This window comes from Nonomuraea harbinensis, assembly GCF_019396385.1.
Classification (GTDB): domain Bacteria; phylum Actinomycetota; class Actinomycetes; order Streptosporangiales; family Streptosporangiaceae; genus Nonomuraea; species Nonomuraea ferruginea.
The window spans coordinates 119,115-136,147 of the sequence record NZ_JAHKRN010000011.1 but is presented as its reverse complement, the minus strand read 5'-3'; the positions used below and the strand labels follow the sequence as shown (position 1 = coordinate 136,147).

Annotated in this window: 21 protein-coding genes; 15 read left to right on the top strand and 6 right to left on the bottom strand. The window is 68.4% G+C overall.

Going from position 1 to position 17,033, the window contains the following annotated elements:
• Positions 1-82 precede the first annotated feature (82 nt).
• From KME79_RS14670 to KME79_RS14650, 5 genes are all read left to right on the top strand, one after another.
• On the top strand, positions 83-493 hold the full coding sequence (locus KME79_RS14670) for a hypothetical protein (RefSeq protein WP_219544872.1): 411 nt from the start codon (positions 83-85) through the stop codon (positions 491-493).
• Positions 490-975 carry a nitroreductase/quinone reductase family protein gene (locus KME79_RS14665; RefSeq protein ID WP_308248915.1) on the top strand — a complete coding sequence of 162 codons (486 nt, stop codon included), beginning with the start codon at positions 490-492 and terminating at the stop codon, positions 973-975. The genes KME79_RS14670 and KME79_RS14665 overlap by 4 nt, the downstream gene beginning before the upstream one ends.
• Positions 976-1,053: 78 nt before the next feature.
• Positions 1,054-1,464, top strand: coding sequence for a hypothetical protein (locus tag KME79_RS14660; RefSeq protein WP_219544871.1), 411 nt, complete (start codon positions 1,054-1,056; stop codon positions 1,462-1,464).
• Between the two features lie 4 nt (positions 1,465-1,468).
• Positions 1,469-2,587 carry a sensor histidine kinase gene (locus tag KME79_RS14655; RefSeq protein WP_308248914.1) on the top strand — a complete coding sequence of 373 codons (1,119 nt, stop codon included), beginning with the start codon at positions 1,469-1,471 and terminating at the stop codon, positions 2,585-2,587.
• Complete coding sequence (locus KME79_RS14650) at positions 2,584-3,240, top strand: response regulator (protein WP_148036408.1); 657 nt, start codon at positions 2,584-2,586, stop codon at positions 3,238-3,240. The genes KME79_RS14655 and KME79_RS14650 overlap by 4 nt, the downstream gene beginning before the upstream one ends.
• Here the strand turns inward: KME79_RS14650 and KME79_RS14645 are convergent.
• A complete protein-coding gene (locus KME79_RS14645) occupies positions 3,230-3,880 on the bottom strand; it encodes a DUF2306 domain-containing protein (protein WP_246639831.1) in 651 nt (216 codons plus the stop codon). The two genes, KME79_RS14650 and KME79_RS14645, sit on opposite strands and share 11 nt — an antisense overlap.
• Before the next feature lie 160 nt (positions 3,881-4,040).
• On the opposite strand from KME79_RS14645, the gene KME79_RS14640 reads away from it, so the two are divergent.
• Together KME79_RS14640 and KME79_RS14635 are read left to right on the top strand one after the other, a co-directional pair.
• Complete coding sequence (locus KME79_RS14640) at positions 4,041-5,027, top strand: NAD(P)-dependent alcohol dehydrogenase (protein ID WP_219544869.1); 987 nt, start codon at positions 4,041-4,043, stop codon at positions 5,025-5,027.
• 21 nt (positions 5,028-5,048) lie between these two features.
• Positions 5,049-5,813, top strand: a complete 765-nt coding sequence (locus KME79_RS14635) for an SAM-dependent methyltransferase (RefSeq protein ID WP_219544868.1) — start codon at positions 5,049-5,051, stop codon at positions 5,811-5,813.
• On the opposite strand, the gene KME79_RS14630 is transcribed toward KME79_RS14635, so the two are convergent.
• Positions 5,764-6,810, bottom strand: a complete 1,047-nt coding sequence (locus KME79_RS14630; RefSeq protein WP_219544867.1) for a saccharopine dehydrogenase family protein — start codon at positions 6,808-6,810, stop codon at positions 5,764-5,766. The two genes, KME79_RS14635 and KME79_RS14630, sit on opposite strands and share 50 nt — an antisense overlap.
• A 211-nt stretch (positions 6,811-7,021) precedes the next feature.
• On the opposite strand from KME79_RS14630, the gene KME79_RS14625 reads away from it, so the two are divergent.
• Positions 7,022-7,363 carry a hypothetical protein gene (locus KME79_RS14625; protein ID WP_219544866.1) on the top strand — a complete coding sequence of 114 codons (342 nt, stop codon included), beginning with the start codon at positions 7,022-7,024 and terminating at the stop codon, positions 7,361-7,363.
• A gap of 191 nt (positions 7,364-7,554) precedes the next feature.
• Positions 7,555-8,163 carry a DUF1707 SHOCT-like domain-containing protein gene (locus KME79_RS14620; RefSeq protein WP_219544865.1) on the top strand — a complete coding sequence of 203 codons (609 nt, stop codon included), beginning with the start codon at positions 7,555-7,557 and terminating at the stop codon, positions 8,161-8,163.
• A gap of 59 nt (positions 8,164-8,222) precedes the next feature.
• Here KME79_RS14620 and KME79_RS14615 read toward each other — a convergent pair whose 3' ends face one another.
• A complete protein-coding gene (locus KME79_RS14615) occupies positions 8,223-8,828 on the bottom strand; it encodes a pentapeptide repeat-containing protein (RefSeq protein WP_219544864.1) in 606 nt (201 codons plus the stop codon).
• A 167-nt stretch (positions 8,829-8,995) separates the two neighbouring features.
• On the opposite strand from KME79_RS14615, the gene KME79_RS14610 reads away from it, so the two are divergent.
• The 4 genes from KME79_RS14610 to KME79_RS14595 all read left to right on the top strand — a co-directional run bounded on the left by KME79_RS14610 (position 8,996) and on the right by KME79_RS14595 (position 13,314).
• Entirely contained in the window at positions 8,996-9,376 is a 381-nt protein-coding gene (locus tag KME79_RS14610; protein ID WP_219544863.1) for a hypothetical protein, read from the top strand.
• The gene (locus tag KME79_RS14605) at positions 9,373-9,825 is read left to right on the top strand and encodes a MarR family winged helix-turn-helix transcriptional regulator (RefSeq protein ID WP_219544862.1); all 453 of its coding nucleotides are present in this window, start codon (positions 9,373-9,375) and stop codon (positions 9,823-9,825) included. The genes KME79_RS14610 and KME79_RS14605 overlap by 4 nt, the downstream gene beginning before the upstream one ends.
• 273 nt (positions 9,826-10,098) lie before the next feature.
• On the top strand, positions 10,099-11,037 hold the full coding sequence (locus tag KME79_RS14600) for a hypothetical protein (protein ID WP_308248913.1): 939 nt from the start codon (positions 10,099-10,101) through the stop codon (positions 11,035-11,037).
• Positions 11,038-12,162: 1,125 nt separating this feature from the next.
• On the top strand, positions 12,163-13,314 hold the full coding sequence (locus tag KME79_RS14595) for a hypothetical protein (RefSeq protein ID WP_219544861.1): 1,152 nt from the start codon (positions 12,163-12,165) through the stop codon (positions 13,312-13,314).
• A 38-nt stretch (positions 13,315-13,352) separates the two neighbouring features.
• On the opposite strand, the gene KME79_RS14590 is transcribed toward KME79_RS14595, so the two are convergent.
• Positions 13,353-13,823 (bottom strand): hypothetical protein, encoded by a 471-nt coding sequence (locus KME79_RS14590; RefSeq protein WP_219544860.1) that lies wholly within the window; start codon positions 13,821-13,823, stop codon positions 13,353-13,355.
• A gap of 62 nt (positions 13,824-13,885) precedes the next feature.
• Between KME79_RS14590 and KME79_RS14585 the strand changes: the two genes are divergently transcribed.
• Both KME79_RS14585 and KME79_RS14580 read left to right on the top strand, forming a co-directional pair.
• Positions 13,886-14,467 carry an RNA polymerase sigma factor gene (locus KME79_RS14585; protein WP_219544859.1) on the top strand — a complete coding sequence of 194 codons (582 nt, stop codon included), beginning with the start codon at positions 13,886-13,888 and terminating at the stop codon, positions 14,465-14,467.
• 1 nt (position 14,468) lies between these two features.
• Positions 14,469-15,476 (top strand): CU044_5270 family protein, encoded by a 1,008-nt coding sequence (locus KME79_RS14580; RefSeq protein WP_219544858.1) that lies wholly within the window; start codon positions 14,469-14,471, stop codon positions 15,474-15,476.
• A gap of 270 nt (positions 15,477-15,746) precedes the next feature.
• Here KME79_RS14580 and KME79_RS14575 read toward each other — a convergent pair whose 3' ends face one another.
• The gene (locus KME79_RS14575; RefSeq protein ID WP_219544857.1) at positions 15,747-16,292 is read right to left on the bottom strand and encodes a GNAT family N-acetyltransferase; all 546 of its coding nucleotides are present in this window, start codon (positions 16,290-16,292) and stop codon (positions 15,747-15,749) included.
• A 31-nt stretch (positions 16,293-16,323) separates the two neighbouring features.
• Entirely contained in the window at positions 16,324-16,983 is a 660-nt protein-coding gene (gene msrA, locus KME79_RS14570) for a peptide-methionine (S)-S-oxide reductase MsrA (RefSeq protein ID WP_219544856.1), read from the bottom strand.
• Between the last annotated feature and the right edge of the window lie 50 nt (positions 16,984-17,033).

Below are 17,033 nucleotides of genomic sequence, written 5' to 3'. Positions count from 1 at the left end.
CGTAGAGACATTGACTGTCTGAAAGCAGCTGCCTAGAGTCACTCGCTGGAGACAGTCACTTTCTCAATCAGATCGGAAGGCCATGAAACGGAGATCGCTGATGTACGCGGGGGCAGGGCTCACCGTGGTCGCCGCCCTGTTCCCGTTCGTCGACCGGACCGTCCTGGCGGATCACATCAGGGCGGGCTACCCGGCCTACGCGCCCGGTGAGATCGACGCCGCCGTCACCGCGTACCTGGTGATCCTGGCCGCGGTCGGGGCGCTGGGACTCCTCGGTTGGGCCGGCACGATCTGGGCGGCCGGCGCCGGCAAGCGCTGGACCCTCTCGCTGGCGGTCGGGCTGCTCGTGTCCGGGCTCTGCGTCGCGGTCGCCGCGCTGACCGTCAGGGACACCTCGGGCGACGTCGGCCTGGCGCCGCTGCTGGGCTGGCTGCTGGTCCTTCCGTGCGTTCCCGGTCTGGCCGCGGTCGCGTCGTGGAGGAGGACTGAGTGATCGTACGCGGGCTCGCGGCCCTGAAACGCGCGATGTACCGCGGAGGGCGGCCGAACGCGCTCATGCGGCTCGTGAACCGGCTCGACGTCCTGGTGTACGGGGCTCGGCGGCTGTCACCGCACCGGACCGCCGTGCTGAAGGTGGAGGGGCGCCGCAGCGGGAAGATCACGTCGGTTCCCGTCGCGGTCGCCCGCCACCGCGACGCCGAGTTCCTCGTCTCGATGCTCGGGCCGGACGCGAACTGGGTGCGCAACGTCCGGGCCGCGGGCGGCAGGGCCACGCTCCGCCGCCGGGGGCGTGACGCCCCGGTCCTGCTGGAGGAGATCCCGTCCGAGCATCGGGCCGAGATCCTCCGCCGCTACCTCGCCATCGCACCCGGTGCGCGGCCGCACGTGGGGCTGAGGCCGACGGCGCCGCTGCCGGAGTTCCACCGGATCGCGCCCCGGCATCCCGTGTTCCGCATCCACCCGCGAGAGGACTAGACGGAACGGCCCGATCAACGCGGGGCCAGTCGGATACGCTCTTGCCCCCATTCCGCGTTGATCCACACGAAAGTCCCCATGACCGTCACAGAGGTCGACCGGCGCTCCGACACGCAGGAGAGCGCCGAACCCGACAAGAACGAAGAACCCACCCCCGGCGTCGTCGGCATGCTCCAACGGACCGGCTCCGTCGCGGTGCCGATCGCCATCGGGCTGTACGCGCTGCTCTACCTGGGCATCCAGGAGGTCTACGGCAGCTCGCCCTGCCCGCCCGCACCGTCGTGCGAGCCGTCGTGCCGCCGTCGGCGGGGGTCGTCCCGGCCGGGCACGAACTGTTCGGCTGGCTGCGCCGCCACCATCTGGCCGTCGACGGCCCCACCCTGGAAGAACACCTCGTGGACGCCGACGGCCGGCGCGCCACGGTTCTCGAGGTGCCCGTACATCCGGAGAATCGTCCTGACCGATCGGCGGGGCGCTCTCGTACGATGAGCACGTGATCGGTCTCATCCGCTCCGTGTGGAATGAGCCGCGGCCCCCCGGCCCGCCCGCGCGGGTGTGGCGCGACTGGGTGCTCGTGGCGGTGCTCGTGCCGGTCGCGGTGCTCGAAGGGGCCCTGCGGACGGACCTCCCGTGGCGGACCGTCGCGGTGCTCATCACCCTCGGGCTGATCCCCACGCTGCTGTGGCGCCGCACCCGTCCGCTGCTCATGCTCGTGATCGCCTTCGGCGTCACGAACCTGGCCACGCTGGTCACGTCCGGCGAGTCCGCGGAGACGAACACGCTGGCCTACCTGCTGATCCTGGTCTACTCGCTGACCCGGTGGGGGTCCGGGCGCGAGATCGTGACCGGGCTGCCGATCATGCTCGGCTCGCTCTTCCACTCGATGGCCGCCGGCCGCATCGCGTCCGCCGACGCGGTCGGCGGGCTCGCCGTCATGTTCGCGGCCCTCGCGCTGGGCGCGGCCTTCCGGTTCCGGGCGGGGGCGCGGGCGCGCGAGCTCGACCAGGTCAAGCTGCTCGAACGCGAACGGCTCGCGCGCGACCTGCACGACACCGTCGCCCATCACATCTCGGCCATGGCGATCCGGGCGCAGGCGGGCCTCGCCACCGCGGCGTCACGACCGGAGGCCGCGACCGACGCGCTGCGGGTGATCGAGGCCGAGGCGGCGCGGGCCCTGGACGAGATGCGGGCCATGGTCCACGTCCTGCGCCATGACGAGCAGCCCGGCCGGGGCATCGCCGACCTCCAGCAGCTCGCGGCCGGGAGCCCGTCCGGCCCGGCCGTGGACGTGGAGGTCTCCGGCGATCTCGACGGGCTCTCCCCCTCGGTCGGCGCCGCCGTCTACCGGCTCGCCCAGGAGTCGGTCACCAACGCCCGGCGGCACGCCCGCCACGCCACCCGCATCGAGGTCCGCGTCGACGCCGACGACAAGTCGGTGCACCTGCGGGTGAGCGACGACGGGCTCGCGCGGCTGAACGCGTCGCCCGGCTACGGGCTCGTCGGCATGATCGAACGCGCCGGCCTGCTGGGCGGCACGTGCGTGGCCGGTCCCAACCCCGGCAGGGGCTGGACCGTGACGGCCGTGCTGCCCCGGACGGGGGCGGCGACGTGAGCGTCAGGGTGCTGGTCGCCGACGACCAGGAGATCGTGCGTACCGGTCTGGTGATGATCCTCGACGCCCAGCCCGGCATCGAGGTCGTCGGCGAGGCCGCCGACGGGCGGCGGGCCGTCGAGCTGGCCCGGCGGCTGCGCCCCGACGTGTGCCTGTTCGACATCCGCATGCCCGGCCTCGACGGGATCGCCGCCACCCGCGCCCTCGCCGGGCCGGACGTCGCCGACCCCCTCGCGGTCGTCGTCATCACCACGTTCGACCTCGACGAGTACGTCTACGCCGCGCTGCGGGCCGGCGCCCGGGGCTTCCTGCTGAAGAACGCCGGCGCCCAGCTGCTCTCCCAGGCGGTGCACGCCGCGGCGGGCGGCGACGCGCTGATCGCGCCGAGCATCACCGCGCGGCTGCTCGACACCTTCGCCCGCACCGGCCCCGCCGAGCCGCCGGCCCGGCCCGTGGAGGCGCTCACCGGCCGGGAGGAGGAGATCCTGCTGACGGTGGCGCGCGGGCGCACCAACGGGGAGATCGCCGACGAGTTCCACATCTCGCTCAGCACCGTCAAGTCCCACATCGCCAGCCTGATGGCCAAGCTCGGCGCGCGGAACCGCGTGGAGATCGCGATGTGGGCGTACGAGACGAACCGGGTCAGGAGCTGAACCTGACCGGCCACCTCTGGATGATCACCTCGGCCACGACCAGGTTGATCAGCCAACCGGCGCCCAGGAGCAGCGCCCTGGCGAGCTGGTCGGGCGGGCCGGCGATCCCGTAGTAGGGCGCGAGCACGAACGCCTGCGTGCCCGCGCCCAGGCCGATCGCGTAACCGCGGATCATCCAGGCGCGGTGCGCGGTGAGGTCGCGCCGCCGGATCGCCGCCAGGCCGAGCACGATCGAGGCGGCCATGGCCGTGCCGAACACCAGCCGGAAGGCGGCCAGGAGCGGCCCGTCATGCTCGGGCAGGGCGTAGAACACGGCCATCCACATCCCGCTGACCGCCGCGACGAGCCCGCACGGGGCCAGCAGCCGTCCGGCTCTGCGATGCCAGCCGACCTTCCTGCGACGTAACCGGGGGACGAACTGGAACGCCCCGAGCACGGTGTAGACGGTCACCCCGACGATGTGCAGCACGATCGGGACGGGCGAGGCCAGGAACCGCGCGTTGTCCGGCGTGACCGCCGCGCCGCCGGTCAGCTCGGCCATGCGGATGCCGCCGGCGATCACCGGGATGAGGCCGAGCCCGATCAGCGCGGCCACGGTCCACCCTGCCCGGCCCCGCCGCGTCGCAATCTTGTCTGTCATGCCCCGATCGTGACGGTGGAGCGGGTGGTGGCTCATCAGCAGAAGGGCCGGTGTTGAGCTGGCCGATCGTCCGTCAATCAGGCGTACTTTCGGCTGATGACCCCCTTAAGCAGGATTTTTACGCTGATTGCACGATTCCGGATCTCCCGAGGAGAAAACGATGAAGGCGTTCGTCCTGCGCTCGTACGGCTCACCCGACGCGCTCGAACTCACCACCCTCGACCGGCCCGTGCCGGGCCGCGGCGACGTGCTGGTCCGGGTGCGCGCCACCTCCGTCCAGCCGTACGACTGGCACCTCATGAGAGGCGAGCCGCGCGTCTCACGCCTGATGGGCGGCCCCCTGGGGGTTCGCCGGCCGAAGATCGCCATCCTCGGCGCCGACGTGGCAGGCCAGGTGGAGGCGGTCGGCGAGGGCGTGACCGAGTTCCGCCCGGGGGACGAGGTGTACGCGATGTCCAAGCAGGGCGGCTTCGGCCAGTACGCCCTCGTACGGGCGGACGAGCTGGCCCCCAAGCCGGAGAACCTGACGTTCGAGCAGGCCGCGGCGGTGCCCCTGGCGGCCAACACCGCCCTGATCGCCCTGCGCGACCGGGCCCCGGTCCAGCCGGGCCAGAGCGTGCTCGTGATCGGCGCCTCAGGAGGCGTGGGCACGTTCGGCGTACAGATCGCCAAGGCGTTCGGCGCGCAGGTCACCGGCGTCTGCGGCCCGCGCAACGTCGACCTGGTCCGCTCGATCGGCGCGGATGACGTGGTCAACTACGCCAAGGAGGACTTCACCCGGCGGGGCCGGCGCTACGACGTCGTCCTGGACTGCGCCGGCAGTCACTCGGCCCTGGCCTGCAGGCGGGTGATGACCCGCAAGGGCACCTACGTGGTCGTCGGCGGCAAGGGCGGCCGGTGGCTGCGTCCCATGCCCCACGTGGTCGCGGCGCCCCTGTTGTCGCTGTTCGTGTCGCAGACGATGACCACGGCCGACGTGGTGGGCTGCACCGAGAACAAGCGGAACCTGCTGGCGCTGACCGAGCTCATCGAGGCCGGCAAGGTCACCCCGGTGATCGACCGTACCTACCCCTTCGAGGAGATCCCGGCCGCCGTCCGCTATCAGGAAATGGGGCACGCGTCCGGAAAAGTGGTCGTCAAGATCTGATCACTCGGCTTGGATGGGTCCATGGAACGCCGGCTCATCAGCCATCTCGCCCACCGCGACCACCCCATCGCCGCTCCGGTCTCCGGCGCGCACGTGACCCGGCTGCTGCGCCGGGCCCGGCTGCCCGAGGGGGCGAGGATCCTCGATCTCGGCTGCGGCGAGGCCGCGTGGACGCTCCGCGCGCTGGCGCTGTACGAAGACGCGACCGCCGACGGCGTCGACGTCTCCGCCGAGGCGCTCAAGGCGGCCGAGGCGCACGCCGAGGTCCAGGGCGTCTGGAAGCGCATCCGGCTGCACGAGAAGCCGGCCGCCGACTTCCCGGTCGCCGAGAAGTACGACCTGGTGCTCTGTGTCGGGGCGACCCACGCGTTCGGCGGCCTCGGCCCCACCGCCGGACACGTGCGCCGCTACCTCAAGCCGAACGGGCTGGCGCTCATCGGCGAGGGCTTCTGGGAGCGCGAACCGACGCCGGAAGCGCTCGCCGGTCTCGGCGCCGGCCCGTCGGACCTCCTCGACCTGCCCGGAACCGTCGCCGCGGCCGAGTCCGCCGGATTCGACACCGTCTACGCGTACACCAGCGACCTGTCCGAATGGGACGACTACGAGTGGTCCTGGACCGGCACGCTGCTGCGCTGGGCCAACGAGCACCCCGGCCCGGACGCCGACGCCGCCCGCGCGGCCGCCCTCGAACACCGCGACACGTGGCTGCACGGCTACCGGAAGGTCCTGGGCTTCGTCACCCTGCTGCTCCAGCGTTCTGCCGAGGAGAAACCAGCTCGAACGTGACGTCCGGCGACAGCGCGCGGAGGAAGTCGGCCGCGTCGAAGATCTCCCCGGCGGACGCGACCCCGACGGCCCTGGTCTGCCCGGTCAGGATCCGGTGGACCGCCTCCACCGCCAGCGGCGCGGAGACGGCGTAGATGTCCTGCCCGCGCGCCACCGCCCGCCGCTCCTCCCCGCCGGAGCGTACGACGACGTCCACGACGAACGTCTGCCCGGAGCGCCCGCGTTCGTCCGCCGCGACCGGCGCCGGCGTGTCCGGCGCCGACAGGTCCCTGGCCGCCTCGGCCGCCATGTACGAGCGCACCTCGGGGATGGACAGGTGGCTGGGGATCGTGACGACGTCGGCCATGGTGAACTCCCCGATCACGTCCCTGGCGCCCATCGGCTCGGGGAAGGACCACCGCAGCGTCGGCAGGTCGTCCCCGTGGTACTCCAGCCGCCCCTTCGTGAACCGGACCCGCCGGCCGTCGCGCCGCCGCCCGGAGACCTGGCCCGCGACGCGCGTCCCGGCGGTCGGGTGCCAGCTGCTCAGGCCGTAGGCGACGTGCGCCTCGTCGGCCGCCGTCCAGTCGCCCATCGCCGCGGTGGCCAGCAGATCGGCCAGACCGCCGTAGAACGCCATCGCGGGGACGACCACGGCTCCGGCCTCGCGGGCCCGGTCCGCGAACCGCGCGAACGTGTCGGCGTTCGCCTCGATCTCGGCCGCCACGTCCACATAGGGGATCCCGGCCCGCAACGCCGCCTCGATCACCGGGGCGGCGGTCGTGGCGAACGGCCCGGCGCAGTTGACCACCGCCGCCGCCCCGGCCAGCGCCCGGTCGAGCGCCGCCGGATCGTCGACCGACGCCGGCCTGACGTCGTCCCCCGGCTCAGCCACCGCCCGCAGCTTGCCTTCGTCGCGCCCGGACAGAACCGGGACGAACCCCCGCTCCCTCAGCTCCGCCACCACGAACCGCCCCGTGTGCCCGTACGCACCGTAGACCACCACAGCCGTGCCCATCAGCTCTCCTACTGTCCTCAGATGTCCGCTGGGGATCATCCTGGCGGCGGCCGCCGGCCGGCACGAGCGTCTGAAACGCCACGATGCGCACAGTTTCGGACACCCGGTGGCCGCATCGAGATCGCTGGAACCTTCTCGGCGTAGTACAGCCGCCGTGCCGTACGGTCGACGTCCGTTCGTCCCTCACCACCTGGTCCACCGACGTGGCCGGGTGAGCACGAAATCGACACGGGTGATCCGCGAACTCTTCAGCGCGCCGCGCTGCGGTGCTCTCGCAGTCGTCCTCCTCGTCGCGGCCGGTCCAGCCACTGGCGCCGCCGAGAACTCTCACGAGACCATTCCAGAAACGGAAGTGATCATGATTGACGTATGGGTAACCGCGGCCGGCGACCGCTACCACACCTCCCCCGACTGCCTGGCGCTGCAGGCGGGGCAGGAAGGTGGCAGGGTCCAGGGCTACGAACTGCGGGATATCGACAAGGTCGATCTGGACAAGGCCAGGGCTTTCGGCAGGTCCGCGTGCGCCATCTGCGGAACGAGCCGCTTGGCGTGACGTACCAATCGGCCGCGCCGGAGTTCCAGAGCGAAGGCCCGCAGCTCGTCTGAGGAAAAGGCCATGACCAGCGCACACGCGGTGGGGACATGTTCGATCAAGGCTCCTCCTCGGTCACCGGCTGTCACGGCGCTGACCACGACCCGGAAGCGGGCTCCCTCCAGGGATGAACGAGAACTATCGTGACTGGTATGGAAAACCGCCCCTCGCCCATGGACTCCCAGCGGTCGCATCTGCGTGCCTCGGACAGCAACAGGGAGCAGATCGCCACCGTGCTCGGTGAAGCGATGAGCACCGGTCAGCTGAGCCATGATGAGTACTCCGAACGCCTGGACAAGCTCTACCAGGCCAAGACCGTGGGAGAGCTCCAGCTCCTCACCCATGACCTCCAGATCGACCAGCCCCACCCGGTGACCCCGAGCCTGGTCTCCAACCCCTCGGCCACGAACTCCGAGCCCGAGAACGTCATCGCGATCTTCGGCGGCGCCGACCGCAAGGGCCGCTGGCGTGTGCGGCGCCGGACCAGGGCGCTCGCCCTCTTCGGTGGCGTGCGGTTCGACCTGACCGATGCCGAGTTCGAGGCGAGGGAAGTCGAGATCAAGGTCACTGCGATCTTCGGCGGGACCGAGATCATCGTTCCCGAGGGGATGGAGGTGCGCAACGAGGGCGTCGGCATCTTCGGCGGCTTCGACGTGCACGGCGGCCCCGACGTCGACCCGTCGGCGCCGGTGCTCGTGGTGAAGGGCCTGGCGCTGTTCGGCGGGGTGACCGGCAAGCCACGACGCCGTCGCGAGCGGTGACCGACACGGCAGATCACTCGTACGCGGCGAGCCGCACATCGGCCTGTCGTGGGGACGCGCTACTCCTCGATGAGGATGCCCAACGCGCCGGCCAGGGCGAGAGCCAGTCCTTGCGCGTCACGGCTGGTCACGATCGCGCCCTTGAGACTGGTGACACCGCCGATCCCCAGCAGCACGCAGTCGGAGAAGTGCGCGCCGTCCATCTGCGCCTGCGAGAACTGGGCCCCGCTCAGATCGCAGCGCTCGAAGCGGACTCCCCGCAGGTCGGCGTTCTGGAAATTGGCCTCACGCATGACGCAGTCGCGGAAAACGGCGTTCTTGAACGTCGAGAATCGAAACCCGGTCAGATCGGCGCGGCATGCGTCGAAGAGCACGTCACGGAACGTGCATTCGGTCCAGGTCATGCCGGTCAGCCGGGTCGCCGACGTCCGGGTCCGATGCATGCCCGACGTTCTGGCCGTCATGTTGGACAGGTCGCAGCGTTCCAGCTCCACGTCCACGAACCCGGCTCTACGCAACTGGGTGCCTGCGAAGCTGGTGGTGACGAACCGGCAGCCCCCGTAGTCGACCGCGTCAGCCTGGAGAGAGGTCAGGTCGCCGCCGTGGAACTCCAGGCCGCGATAGGTGCCGTCGTCCTCCAGGGCATGCTGGGGAAGTTCCGCCATGACCAGCGACGAGGGCAGTTTGGGGGCCGCAGGTGCTTTGGGCCGCTTCGGCTGTCGGCGGGGAGATGGGGAAGACATCGGGCGGAGCCTAGCCCATGCCGCGCGCGGGGAGTCGCTGCTCGGATCGCCACACCCATAGATGCATGCGTTTCGCATACACTTCGCACATGGAGTCAGCTCTGGAAGAGACCATCAACAAGTGGCACGCGAGCGTGAACGGCGGTGACCTGGAGCGTGCGGCGCAGGCGGTCAGCGATCCGATCGTCGTCCTGGGCCCGAAGGGCGCGGGTCCGATCACTCCCGAACAGTTCGCGGAGTGGGTCGAGCGTTCCGGGATCACGATGACGCCGCGGTCGTGGCACCCCATCAGTGACAGGCTCATGGTCGTGGAGGAGGACGCCACCTGGCCCGGGAACGAGACCCCGACCAGGGTGGCCACGGTGTTCCGAGTGACCGGGCAGCAGGTGTCCGCCGCCCTCCGACTGCCCGACCTCAGGTCAGCGCTGGACCTGGCCTACATCTGCCGTGAGATGGCGGCCACCGAATGAGCGGCCCCGGACAGGTCCTGTTCCAGTTCGTACGCCACTGGTCACGCAGGAGCGTGGACCATCGAGCCACGGAGCAAGGCCGGCTCGTCCTCGTCACCGAGGCGGTCCTCGCCCTCACCCGGCACGGCCAGGAAGCGACGGTCAACGCCATCGCCGACGAGATCGGCATCGACCAGAGCGGAGCGTCCCGGCTGGTGAAGAGCGCGGCAGACGCCGGATACCTGGAGATGCGGACCTCGGCGGCGGACGGACGCCGACGCCACGCGACGGTGACCTCGTCAGGCCACGCGCTGCTGGAGGACGCGCACCGCTGGCAGGAGCAGGTCTTCGACCAACTGACGGACGGCTGGAGCGAACAGCAGCGTCTCGACTTCCAACAAGCGATGACCAGCCTGATCGAGCGTTCCCACGCCTTGACGCATGACACACCGACGCCCATTGAGCGCTGAGGGGACTGGCGGAGCGGTACCAGGGACCCGCCCCAGCAACCGTCTCCGGCGTTGTTCAGGAAATACCATCCTTCCGTCGCCAGCGGAGCTAGCATTTTTCCTGAACACCGAGCGACTTGGAGAGCACCGATGGAGGCGAGACCACAGCCACAGAACGAGGATGAAGTTCTGCGAGCCGGAATGGCTGTGCTAGGCGATCGGCTGCCAACCGGGTGGGACGTCCAACCCCTAAGCCGCAGACCGCCCGATGCTCGCTTCGACGCTCTCTGGAAGGTGACAGCACCGGACGGAACCTCGGTCGTGCTGGTCGTTGAAGCCAAGCGCGTGGTGGAGAGACGTGACACCGCCACACTCCTCCAGCAGTTGAATGCCGCCGCGGACGCACATCCGGGCAGCCGTGGGGTCGTCGTCGCCCGATACCTGTCACCACCCGTGCGTAAGCGGCTCTCGGAGGCCGGCCTGTCCTACATAGACGCGACAGGGAACATCAACCTGAACGTCTCTCAGCCCGGTCTCTACATCGCAGATCGAGGGGCTGACCATGATCCGTGGCGCGGTCCTGGAAGACCGCGCGGAACGTTGAAGGGCGCTCCCGCTGCGAAGATCGTCCGTGCGCTGTTGGACCACGAAAGATCGTGGGCGATCCGTGAACTGATCGACGTCGCTGACGTATCTACCGGGTCGACCTACCGGGTGATCGAGTTCCTGGAGAGCGAGAACCTGGCAACGCGGACCAGCTCGGGTGCGGTCGTGGTTCCCGACTGGGTCCCGCTGCTGAGGCGTTGGAGCGAGGACTACGGGTTCGTACGAAGCAGTCGAGTCACACGGTGGATAGCCCCGAGAGGGCTGCCTGACCTCATGCGACGGGCGGGTGATAATCCCACCCAGTACGCCATAACCGGGACGTTGGCCGCAGCCACCTGGGCCCCCTACGCTCCAGCCCGCTCCGCCATGATCTACACGACGGATGCCGAGCACACCGCCCAGCTCTGGGACCTTCGCCCCGCGGATGCCGGAGCGAATGTGATGTTGGCCGAGCCGGAAAACGACGTCGTCTTCGTCCGTACCCTTACCGACGCTTCCGGTCTCACGATCGCCGCGCCACCCCAGGTCGCCGTCGATTTGATGACAGGCCCTGGACGCAGCCCCTCCGAAGCCGAAGAACTCATTGACTGGATGGCACGGCATGAATCCTCCTGGCGTAAGCAGTAGTGACATCCTCGTCCGATCTCGGTCCGCGCTTCTCGATGCATTGGCCGCGTTGGACGCCCATCGCGACGCTGTGATCGTGATCGGAGCACAGGCCGTCTACCTGCGGACCGCACGAAGCCCTGTCGCGCTCGCCGAGACGACGAAGGACAGCGACCTCGTACTCGACCCGAGAGTCCTGGAGGACGATCCGCTTCTGGAAGAAGCCATGGGCCGCGCGGGGTTCTACCGTGACCCCATCGGCGGACAACCCGGAGCGTGGCTGAACCCCGCGGGCATTCCGGTGGATCTGATGGTGCCCGAGGCCCTTGCGGGAGCAGGTACGAGGAACACGCGGGGAGCCCGCATCCCACCACATGATCGCCGTGCCACCCCCCGCGCTCGAGGCCTCGAAGCCGCTGTCATTGACAACACGGTGATGGACGCACCGAGCAGGCCGTCGAACATCTGGCGGCACTGTTCGCGGCTGGACCGGACGCGCTCGGCTCAACGATGGCCGGACGCGCGGAAGAGGGAATCGGCGAGCCCGAGACAGTCGCTTTGGCAACGTCTCTGCTGGCCGCTGATCTCCTGCAGGCCTTGGAACGCACCAATCTCACACAGGGCTCGACCTCAACGTCGAGATCCGACCCTCTCCGCCGACCAGGTCGGATTCCACCCGAGGGACTGATCGACTGATCTACTCACCTGCCGACAGAATGCCCACTGGCCAGGGGGCGCAGGCGCTTCAAGTCGTCCCTGGGGACGACCGTTCGTGCCTTTCTGACGCGCGGCACTTTCGGCAAGTCGCTCAGTTCCCCAGGCGGTAACGGTCCCAGTGCCGAGGTTCCGCTTCCAGGCCGGCTGGTTGCGCCAGGTGGTCTCCGGGCCGATCCGCCCGGTCACCCAGTTCTCCCCGTTACGGTGCGGTTCCCTCGGTACGAGGGTCGCCCGGGAAGGCAACGCGGCAGGAGCCATTTCGGCGACGATCACTTGACTACGGGACCTGTAGTAATAGCGACCTTCCCAGACGCCCCTGACACACGGAGCGGCCTCTCTTCGATTGCTGAACAATCGAATTAATCCGTACGAGTTGGGACATAACAGCTGATGCAGCATACCCACAGACCCTCTCTGTAACATAGTGGCATGTCGACACATCCCCCAGTCGCCAGCTACGTCGGCAAAAGCGTGCGTTGGTATCAGATCGGAAAAAAGACGATAGAAAGGAGAAATTGGCTCAAATACCTGCGCTGGCAGGCCGTCTCCCGCGCGCTCAGCGAGGACGACACCATCCTCTCAGAGAAGGTGGGACAAGCGGCCACCGCCTTCTGCGACGCACTCGACATCACAGAATTTCCGATCGACCAGGACCGTTCCGGCGTGTTCAGGCGCATGAGCCGCTGGGCCAGAGAAAAGGTGACGTGGGGCGTTCGCTTTCCAGATTATCGCGGCCGGCTCAGTCTGACGTTCGACGACCGGCTGAAAGCCTGGATAGAAGACGCCGCCGAAAGCCCCATGGGACAGAGAGCACTTGATTTCGCCCAATACCATGTGAAGCAAGAAGGACGTGGCGCGCTGTTCGCGGAAGCGGTTCTCAACGAAGCACACGGCGTGCTGATAGAAGCGCGTGAAGGCGAATCTCCAGGCGCCGCCCGATGGGAGATGGCCGCCGAGATCCACCGCTACGTCCCGGACAGCGAGATCAGACGGCGGCACCAGCGCTGGAGGAGTTCGGCGAGAGCCATCAGCGCGGGTGGCACGGCCGCGGTCACCACCCAGGTCTTCACAGACGATCTGAGCAGCTCACTTACTCTGGGCGTCGCACTCACCGCCTTGGCCGCGATCGTAGAGCTGACCATTTCCACGCGCACGCTGACCGGTCAGCAGATCGCGGTCCGGGAGCAGGTGCGAGCGTGGCTGGAGGAAGCACTGGTGGCACGACTATGGGCCAACCTGCAGTGGGCAGGCGGCCTGGCCAGGCAGGTCGAAGCAACGGGACGGCCGCTGCCCGTCGGCGACCTCATCATGGCCATGGCCAGGAACCTGGTCACCATAAAACCTCTGGACGACGATGCCAAGGTATTCCGCGATGTGGACCGACTGAGAGAGCATGCCCTCTCTGTTTCGGACCCCGAGCTACTCGCATTCCTCGTACGCCTTGAAACAGCCTTAAGGCACAAGCCTGACACCCTGCCACACGCGTTCCGAGCACTGATCACTTCGGTACGAGAACGGAACACCCTCGGAGAAGTGGAACCAGGAGGCCGACAGATGATCATACGAGCGGGCGGGGACTAGGCCGCAGTACCCATTCGGCACCCCGAATAGGTAGCGGCTCACGCGGAGACCTGGACCGGCCCGAAATCACCGCTCGTGGCCTTACGAGCCTCCGAGTAGTGCGCCGGGTCTGCTTTGATTCTGGCTGTGGCCCGCCAGCCCGCGATGACCTCTTGGGTAGTGGCGTCGACGTCCAACTCGGCCGCGTCGGAGAGTGCCTCGACCAGTTCCAGCGTGAAGGCACGCAACTCGGCCGAAGACAGGTGGCGAACCCAGGGGAAGACCTCCGGCATGGCGATGACCAGGGCACGCGCGGTGGGGTCATGCTTGATCAACGCGAGAAACAGACGAGAAGCGGTGGCCAGCGTCCGGTCTCTCTCTTCTTCACGATCTGCCGCAGTCAGATAGAAGTCCGGAGCATCTCGGTGCGTGACACGTACCCGTCCAAGGCGGGCCGCACGTTCGGCGACTGCTCGAGGATTTCTCGACAGGTCAGAGAAGGTCACTGCGTCGGCATGACTAGTGCTCACCCCCGCAGTCTATGTCAGAACACAATCTGAAGACCATGCTGCCTACAACCCAGAGATGACACATGCGGAAGAGCGCGGGACAGGCCGCTTGGATCAGGAGGGAACAGATTGCGGCGTTCGCCAAGGCCTTCCGCCGATACGCCCCGGATATCACGCGCTATGTCACCCGCAGGCTGGGGAACGACGCGACCGAGGACGTGGTGGCCGAAACCTTCCTGACGGCGTTCCAGCAGCGGAACGGCTACGACCTGTCACGCCAGAACGCGCGGCCGTGGCTGTACGGGATCGCGACCAACCTGATGCGAAGGCACCTGCGGGCCGAGGTGCGGCAGCTACGTCTCCTGGAACGCACCGGCGTCGACCCGGTGACGGCATCGTTCGCCGAGCGCAGCGACGAACGGCTCAGCGCCGAGGCCTCTCGTCGGATCCTGGCGGGAGCCCTGGCATCGCTGCCCAAGGGCCACCGCGACGCGTTGCTGCTGGTGGCCTGGGGCGGCCTCAGCTATGCGGAGACCGCCGAAGCCTTGGGCGTACCTCTGGGAACCGTGCAGTCACGCATCAACCGGGCTCGAAAGAGACTTCGCCGAGAACTCGGCGAGATCAACCCCATGGCCACTTTCAGTGAGGAATCCGTCTGTGAATGAGATGACTCAGCTCGAGCGTATGCGTTCGGAGATCCCACGGCCCGACCTGGCCGACCTCCGGGCCCAGGAGGAGCGGCTGCTGGCCGCCATCGTCGATCCGCCATCCGTTCGCCTTGAACGCGCCGGGATGCGCCCGCGCATCGAACATCGCCTGAGGCTCAGCTTCGCGGCGGGACTGGCTGCCGCCGCGGCGTCAGCCGGGGTCGTGGTGTTCGCCGTCGGTTCAGAGCCGGACGCTCCCCCGATTCTGCACACGATGCCGGTGAAGGTGGAGATGGTTCTCAACCAGGCCGCGGAGAGTGTGAACATGTCGCCGGAACTGCACCCGAAGCCCGGACAGTTCCTGGTCTTCGAGTCACAGACAATGGACACCGTCGGTGGCCACTCCACTTTCCTGGCCCGGTCGAAGCGCAAAGTCTGGCTACCTGTGGAAGGCGACTCGACGGGCGGATTCATCGAGAGCGAAGGGCTTGCGCCCAGCCCTTACCCGGGCCGGCCGATTCCGCCCGAGGCGTGGGAGAACCTCGGCCGCAGCGGCCCGGAGAAGCTCAGCGACTTCGACCACCGCGTCGAGTACCTGCGTACGGACTATGCCTACCTGAGCCGTCTGCCCATCGAGCCGGCGAAGATGTACCAACACCTCTACACCGGCCTTGCGCACGGCGCCGAGGCCGATGCCGAGGCATGGGCCCGGGTCGGGAACATGCTCTCGGAGGCGTACATGCCGGCAGCACAGCGTGCCGCGCTGTTCCGTGCGGCAGCGGCCATCCCCGGCGTCACGACCGTCGGCAAGGCCGTCGACGCGGCAGGCCGTACGGGCGTCGCCGCGGCGAGGGTCAACCCGTGGCTCGGCATCCGGGAGGAGTACATCTTCGACCGGAAGACCTATCAGTACCTCGGTGTACGGAGCGTCGTCGTGGACGCCGACCAAGCCAAGGCGCCGGTGGGGAGCGTGCTGACCTCCTCGGCACTGCTGAGGATCTCGGTCGTCGACCAGGCCCCGCGGTGAACGGGCACTGACCGGTCCTTGGGTCCTCAACACGCTCCTGAGGATCTCGCCCGTCAGGAGCAGCCTGGCGACCCCGTACCTCTCCCGCAATAGCCATCAGGCACCTTGAACGGGTAGCGCTTCACTTCAGGTCATGATGTGCTGCTCAGCCGGGCTTCGACCGGTACTCGGCCCACATGCCGACGGCCTCTTGGAGATCAAGAGCGGCGACGTCCTCGCGAGCCATCCCCACTGTGGAGAAGGAATGGATCACGGGCGGTGCTCACGCCTCTACCCCGGGTCGAGTACGCGCGTCATCCAGATCGTGTTGCCGCGTTCCGCGTCCTTGGTGATGCGGTCGCTTCGGTGGAAATCGAGCTTCTCGAGTACGCGGAACGAGGGTACGTTCCACTCCCACACGGTCGCCCAGAGTCGTCGACGTCCTGTCCGAGTCGCGGCTTCCATGACCGCACGAGCGGCTTCTGTCGCGTAACCATGACCGTGAGCTCGCTGTGCCAGCTCGTAAGCGATCTCCGGTTCGTCGAAAGATCCCTGACCGACAGTCAATCCGCAATACCCGATGAACTCACCGGTGTCTCGCAGCTCGATAGGCAGCAACCCGAGCCCCGGATCCGCCGCCAGCGGATTGTCGAGGAGCCAGCCGCGGATGTCCTCCACCGTCGGACGTCCCTCAGCGTCGATCCGCCGTACCGGCGGCACTCGTGGATCCCGCTCAAGCCATAACCCGCGGTACTCCTCGGCATCCGACGGCACCCACCGCCGCAACCGCAGCCGCTCGGTGACCAGCTCCGCTGGCAGACTCTCGTAGGTCCTCACCCGAGCAATCTAACCCCGTGCTGCCGCGGCTCTACGCTTCACCAGTCGTCAGGCCGACCGGGCACGCCACACCCGTCCCGCCGATGCCGCAGTACCCATTGGGCACTTTGTACAAATACTGCTGGTGATAATCCTCGGCGAAGTAGAACGGACCGGCCTCGGCCAGCTCCGTCGTGATCCCCCCGTACCCCGCCTGAGCCAGCACCTTCCCGTACGCGTCCCGCGAAGCCTCCGCGGCCGCCTGCTGTGACGCCCCGTGGTAGTAGATCGCCGAGCGGTACTGGGTGCCGACGTCGTTGCCCTGGCGCATGCCCTGCGTGGGGTCGTGGGACTCCCAGAAGACCTTCAGCAGTTGCTCGTACGAGATCTCGGCCGGGTTGTAGACGACCCGGACGACCTCGGTGTGTCCGGTGCGCCCGGAGCAGACCTCTTCGTAGGTGGGGTTGGGCGTGTAGCCGCCCTGGTAGCCGGCGGCGGTGGTGTAGACGCCGGGGGTCTGCCAGAACTTGCGCTCGGCGCCCCAGAAGCAGCCGAGGCCGAAGTCGGCGATCTCGTAGCCGTCGGGGTAGGGCGGGGCGAGGGGGGCGTCCAGGACCGCGTGGCGGGCCGGGACGGGGATCGGCTCCGGGCGGCCCGTCAGGGCCTCGTCGGGAGTGACCATGGTCGCCTTGGTTCCGAACAGCCAGCCCATCAGAATGCACCTCCGCAGTCCACTGTACAGAGGCTGCAACGGTTAACCAT

Excerpts from the sequence above, each read along its gene's own strand:
- msrA (WP_219544856.1), bottom strand. The coding sequence starts at position 16,983 with ATGGGCTGGCTGTTCGGAACCAAGGCGACCATGGTCACTCCCGACGAG.
- KME79_RS14630 (WP_219544867.1), bottom strand. The coding sequence starts at position 6,810 with ATGGGCACGGCTGTGGTGGTCTACGGTGCGTACGGGCACACGGGGCGG.
- KME79_RS14605 (WP_219544862.1), top strand. The coding sequence starts at position 9,373 with ATGAGCGGCCCCGGACAGGTCCTGTTCCAGTTCGTACGCCACTGGTCA.
- KME79_RS14670 (WP_219544872.1), top strand. The coding sequence starts at position 83 with ATGAAACGGAGATCGCTGATGTACGCGGGGGCAGGGCTCACCGTGGTC.
- KME79_RS14610 (WP_219544863.1), top strand. The coding sequence starts at position 8,996 with ATGGAGTCAGCTCTGGAAGAGACCATCAACAAGTGGCACGCGAGCGTG.
- KME79_RS14595 (WP_219544861.1), top strand. The coding sequence starts at position 12,163 with ATGTCGACACATCCCCCAGTCGCCAGCTACGTCGGCAAAAGCGTGCGT.
- KME79_RS14580 (WP_219544858.1), top strand. The coding sequence starts at position 14,469 with ATGACTCAGCTCGAGCGTATGCGTTCGGAGATCCCACGGCCCGACCTG.
- KME79_RS14585 (WP_219544859.1), top strand. The coding sequence starts at position 13,886 with ATGCGGAAGAGCGCGGGACAGGCCGCTTGGATCAGGAGGGAACAGATT.
- KME79_RS14635 (WP_219544868.1), top strand. The coding sequence starts at position 5,049 with ATGGAACGCCGGCTCATCAGCCATCTCGCCCACCGCGACCACCCCATC.
- KME79_RS14660 (WP_219544871.1), top strand. The coding sequence starts at position 1,054 with ATGACCGTCACAGAGGTCGACCGGCGCTCCGACACGCAGGAGAGCGCC.
- KME79_RS14615 (WP_219544864.1), bottom strand. The coding sequence starts at position 8,828 with ATGGCGGAACTTCCCCAGCATGCCCTGGAGGACGACGGCACCTATCGC.
- KME79_RS14645 (WP_246639831.1), bottom strand. The coding sequence starts at position 3,880 with ATGACAGACAAGATTGCGACGCGGCGGGGCCGGGCAGGGTGGACCGTG.
- KME79_RS14620 (WP_219544865.1), top strand. The coding sequence starts at position 7,555 with ATGGAAAACCGCCCCTCGCCCATGGACTCCCAGCGGTCGCATCTGCGT.
- KME79_RS14640 (WP_219544869.1), top strand. The coding sequence starts at position 4,041 with ATGAAGGCGTTCGTCCTGCGCTCGTACGGCTCACCCGACGCGCTCGAA.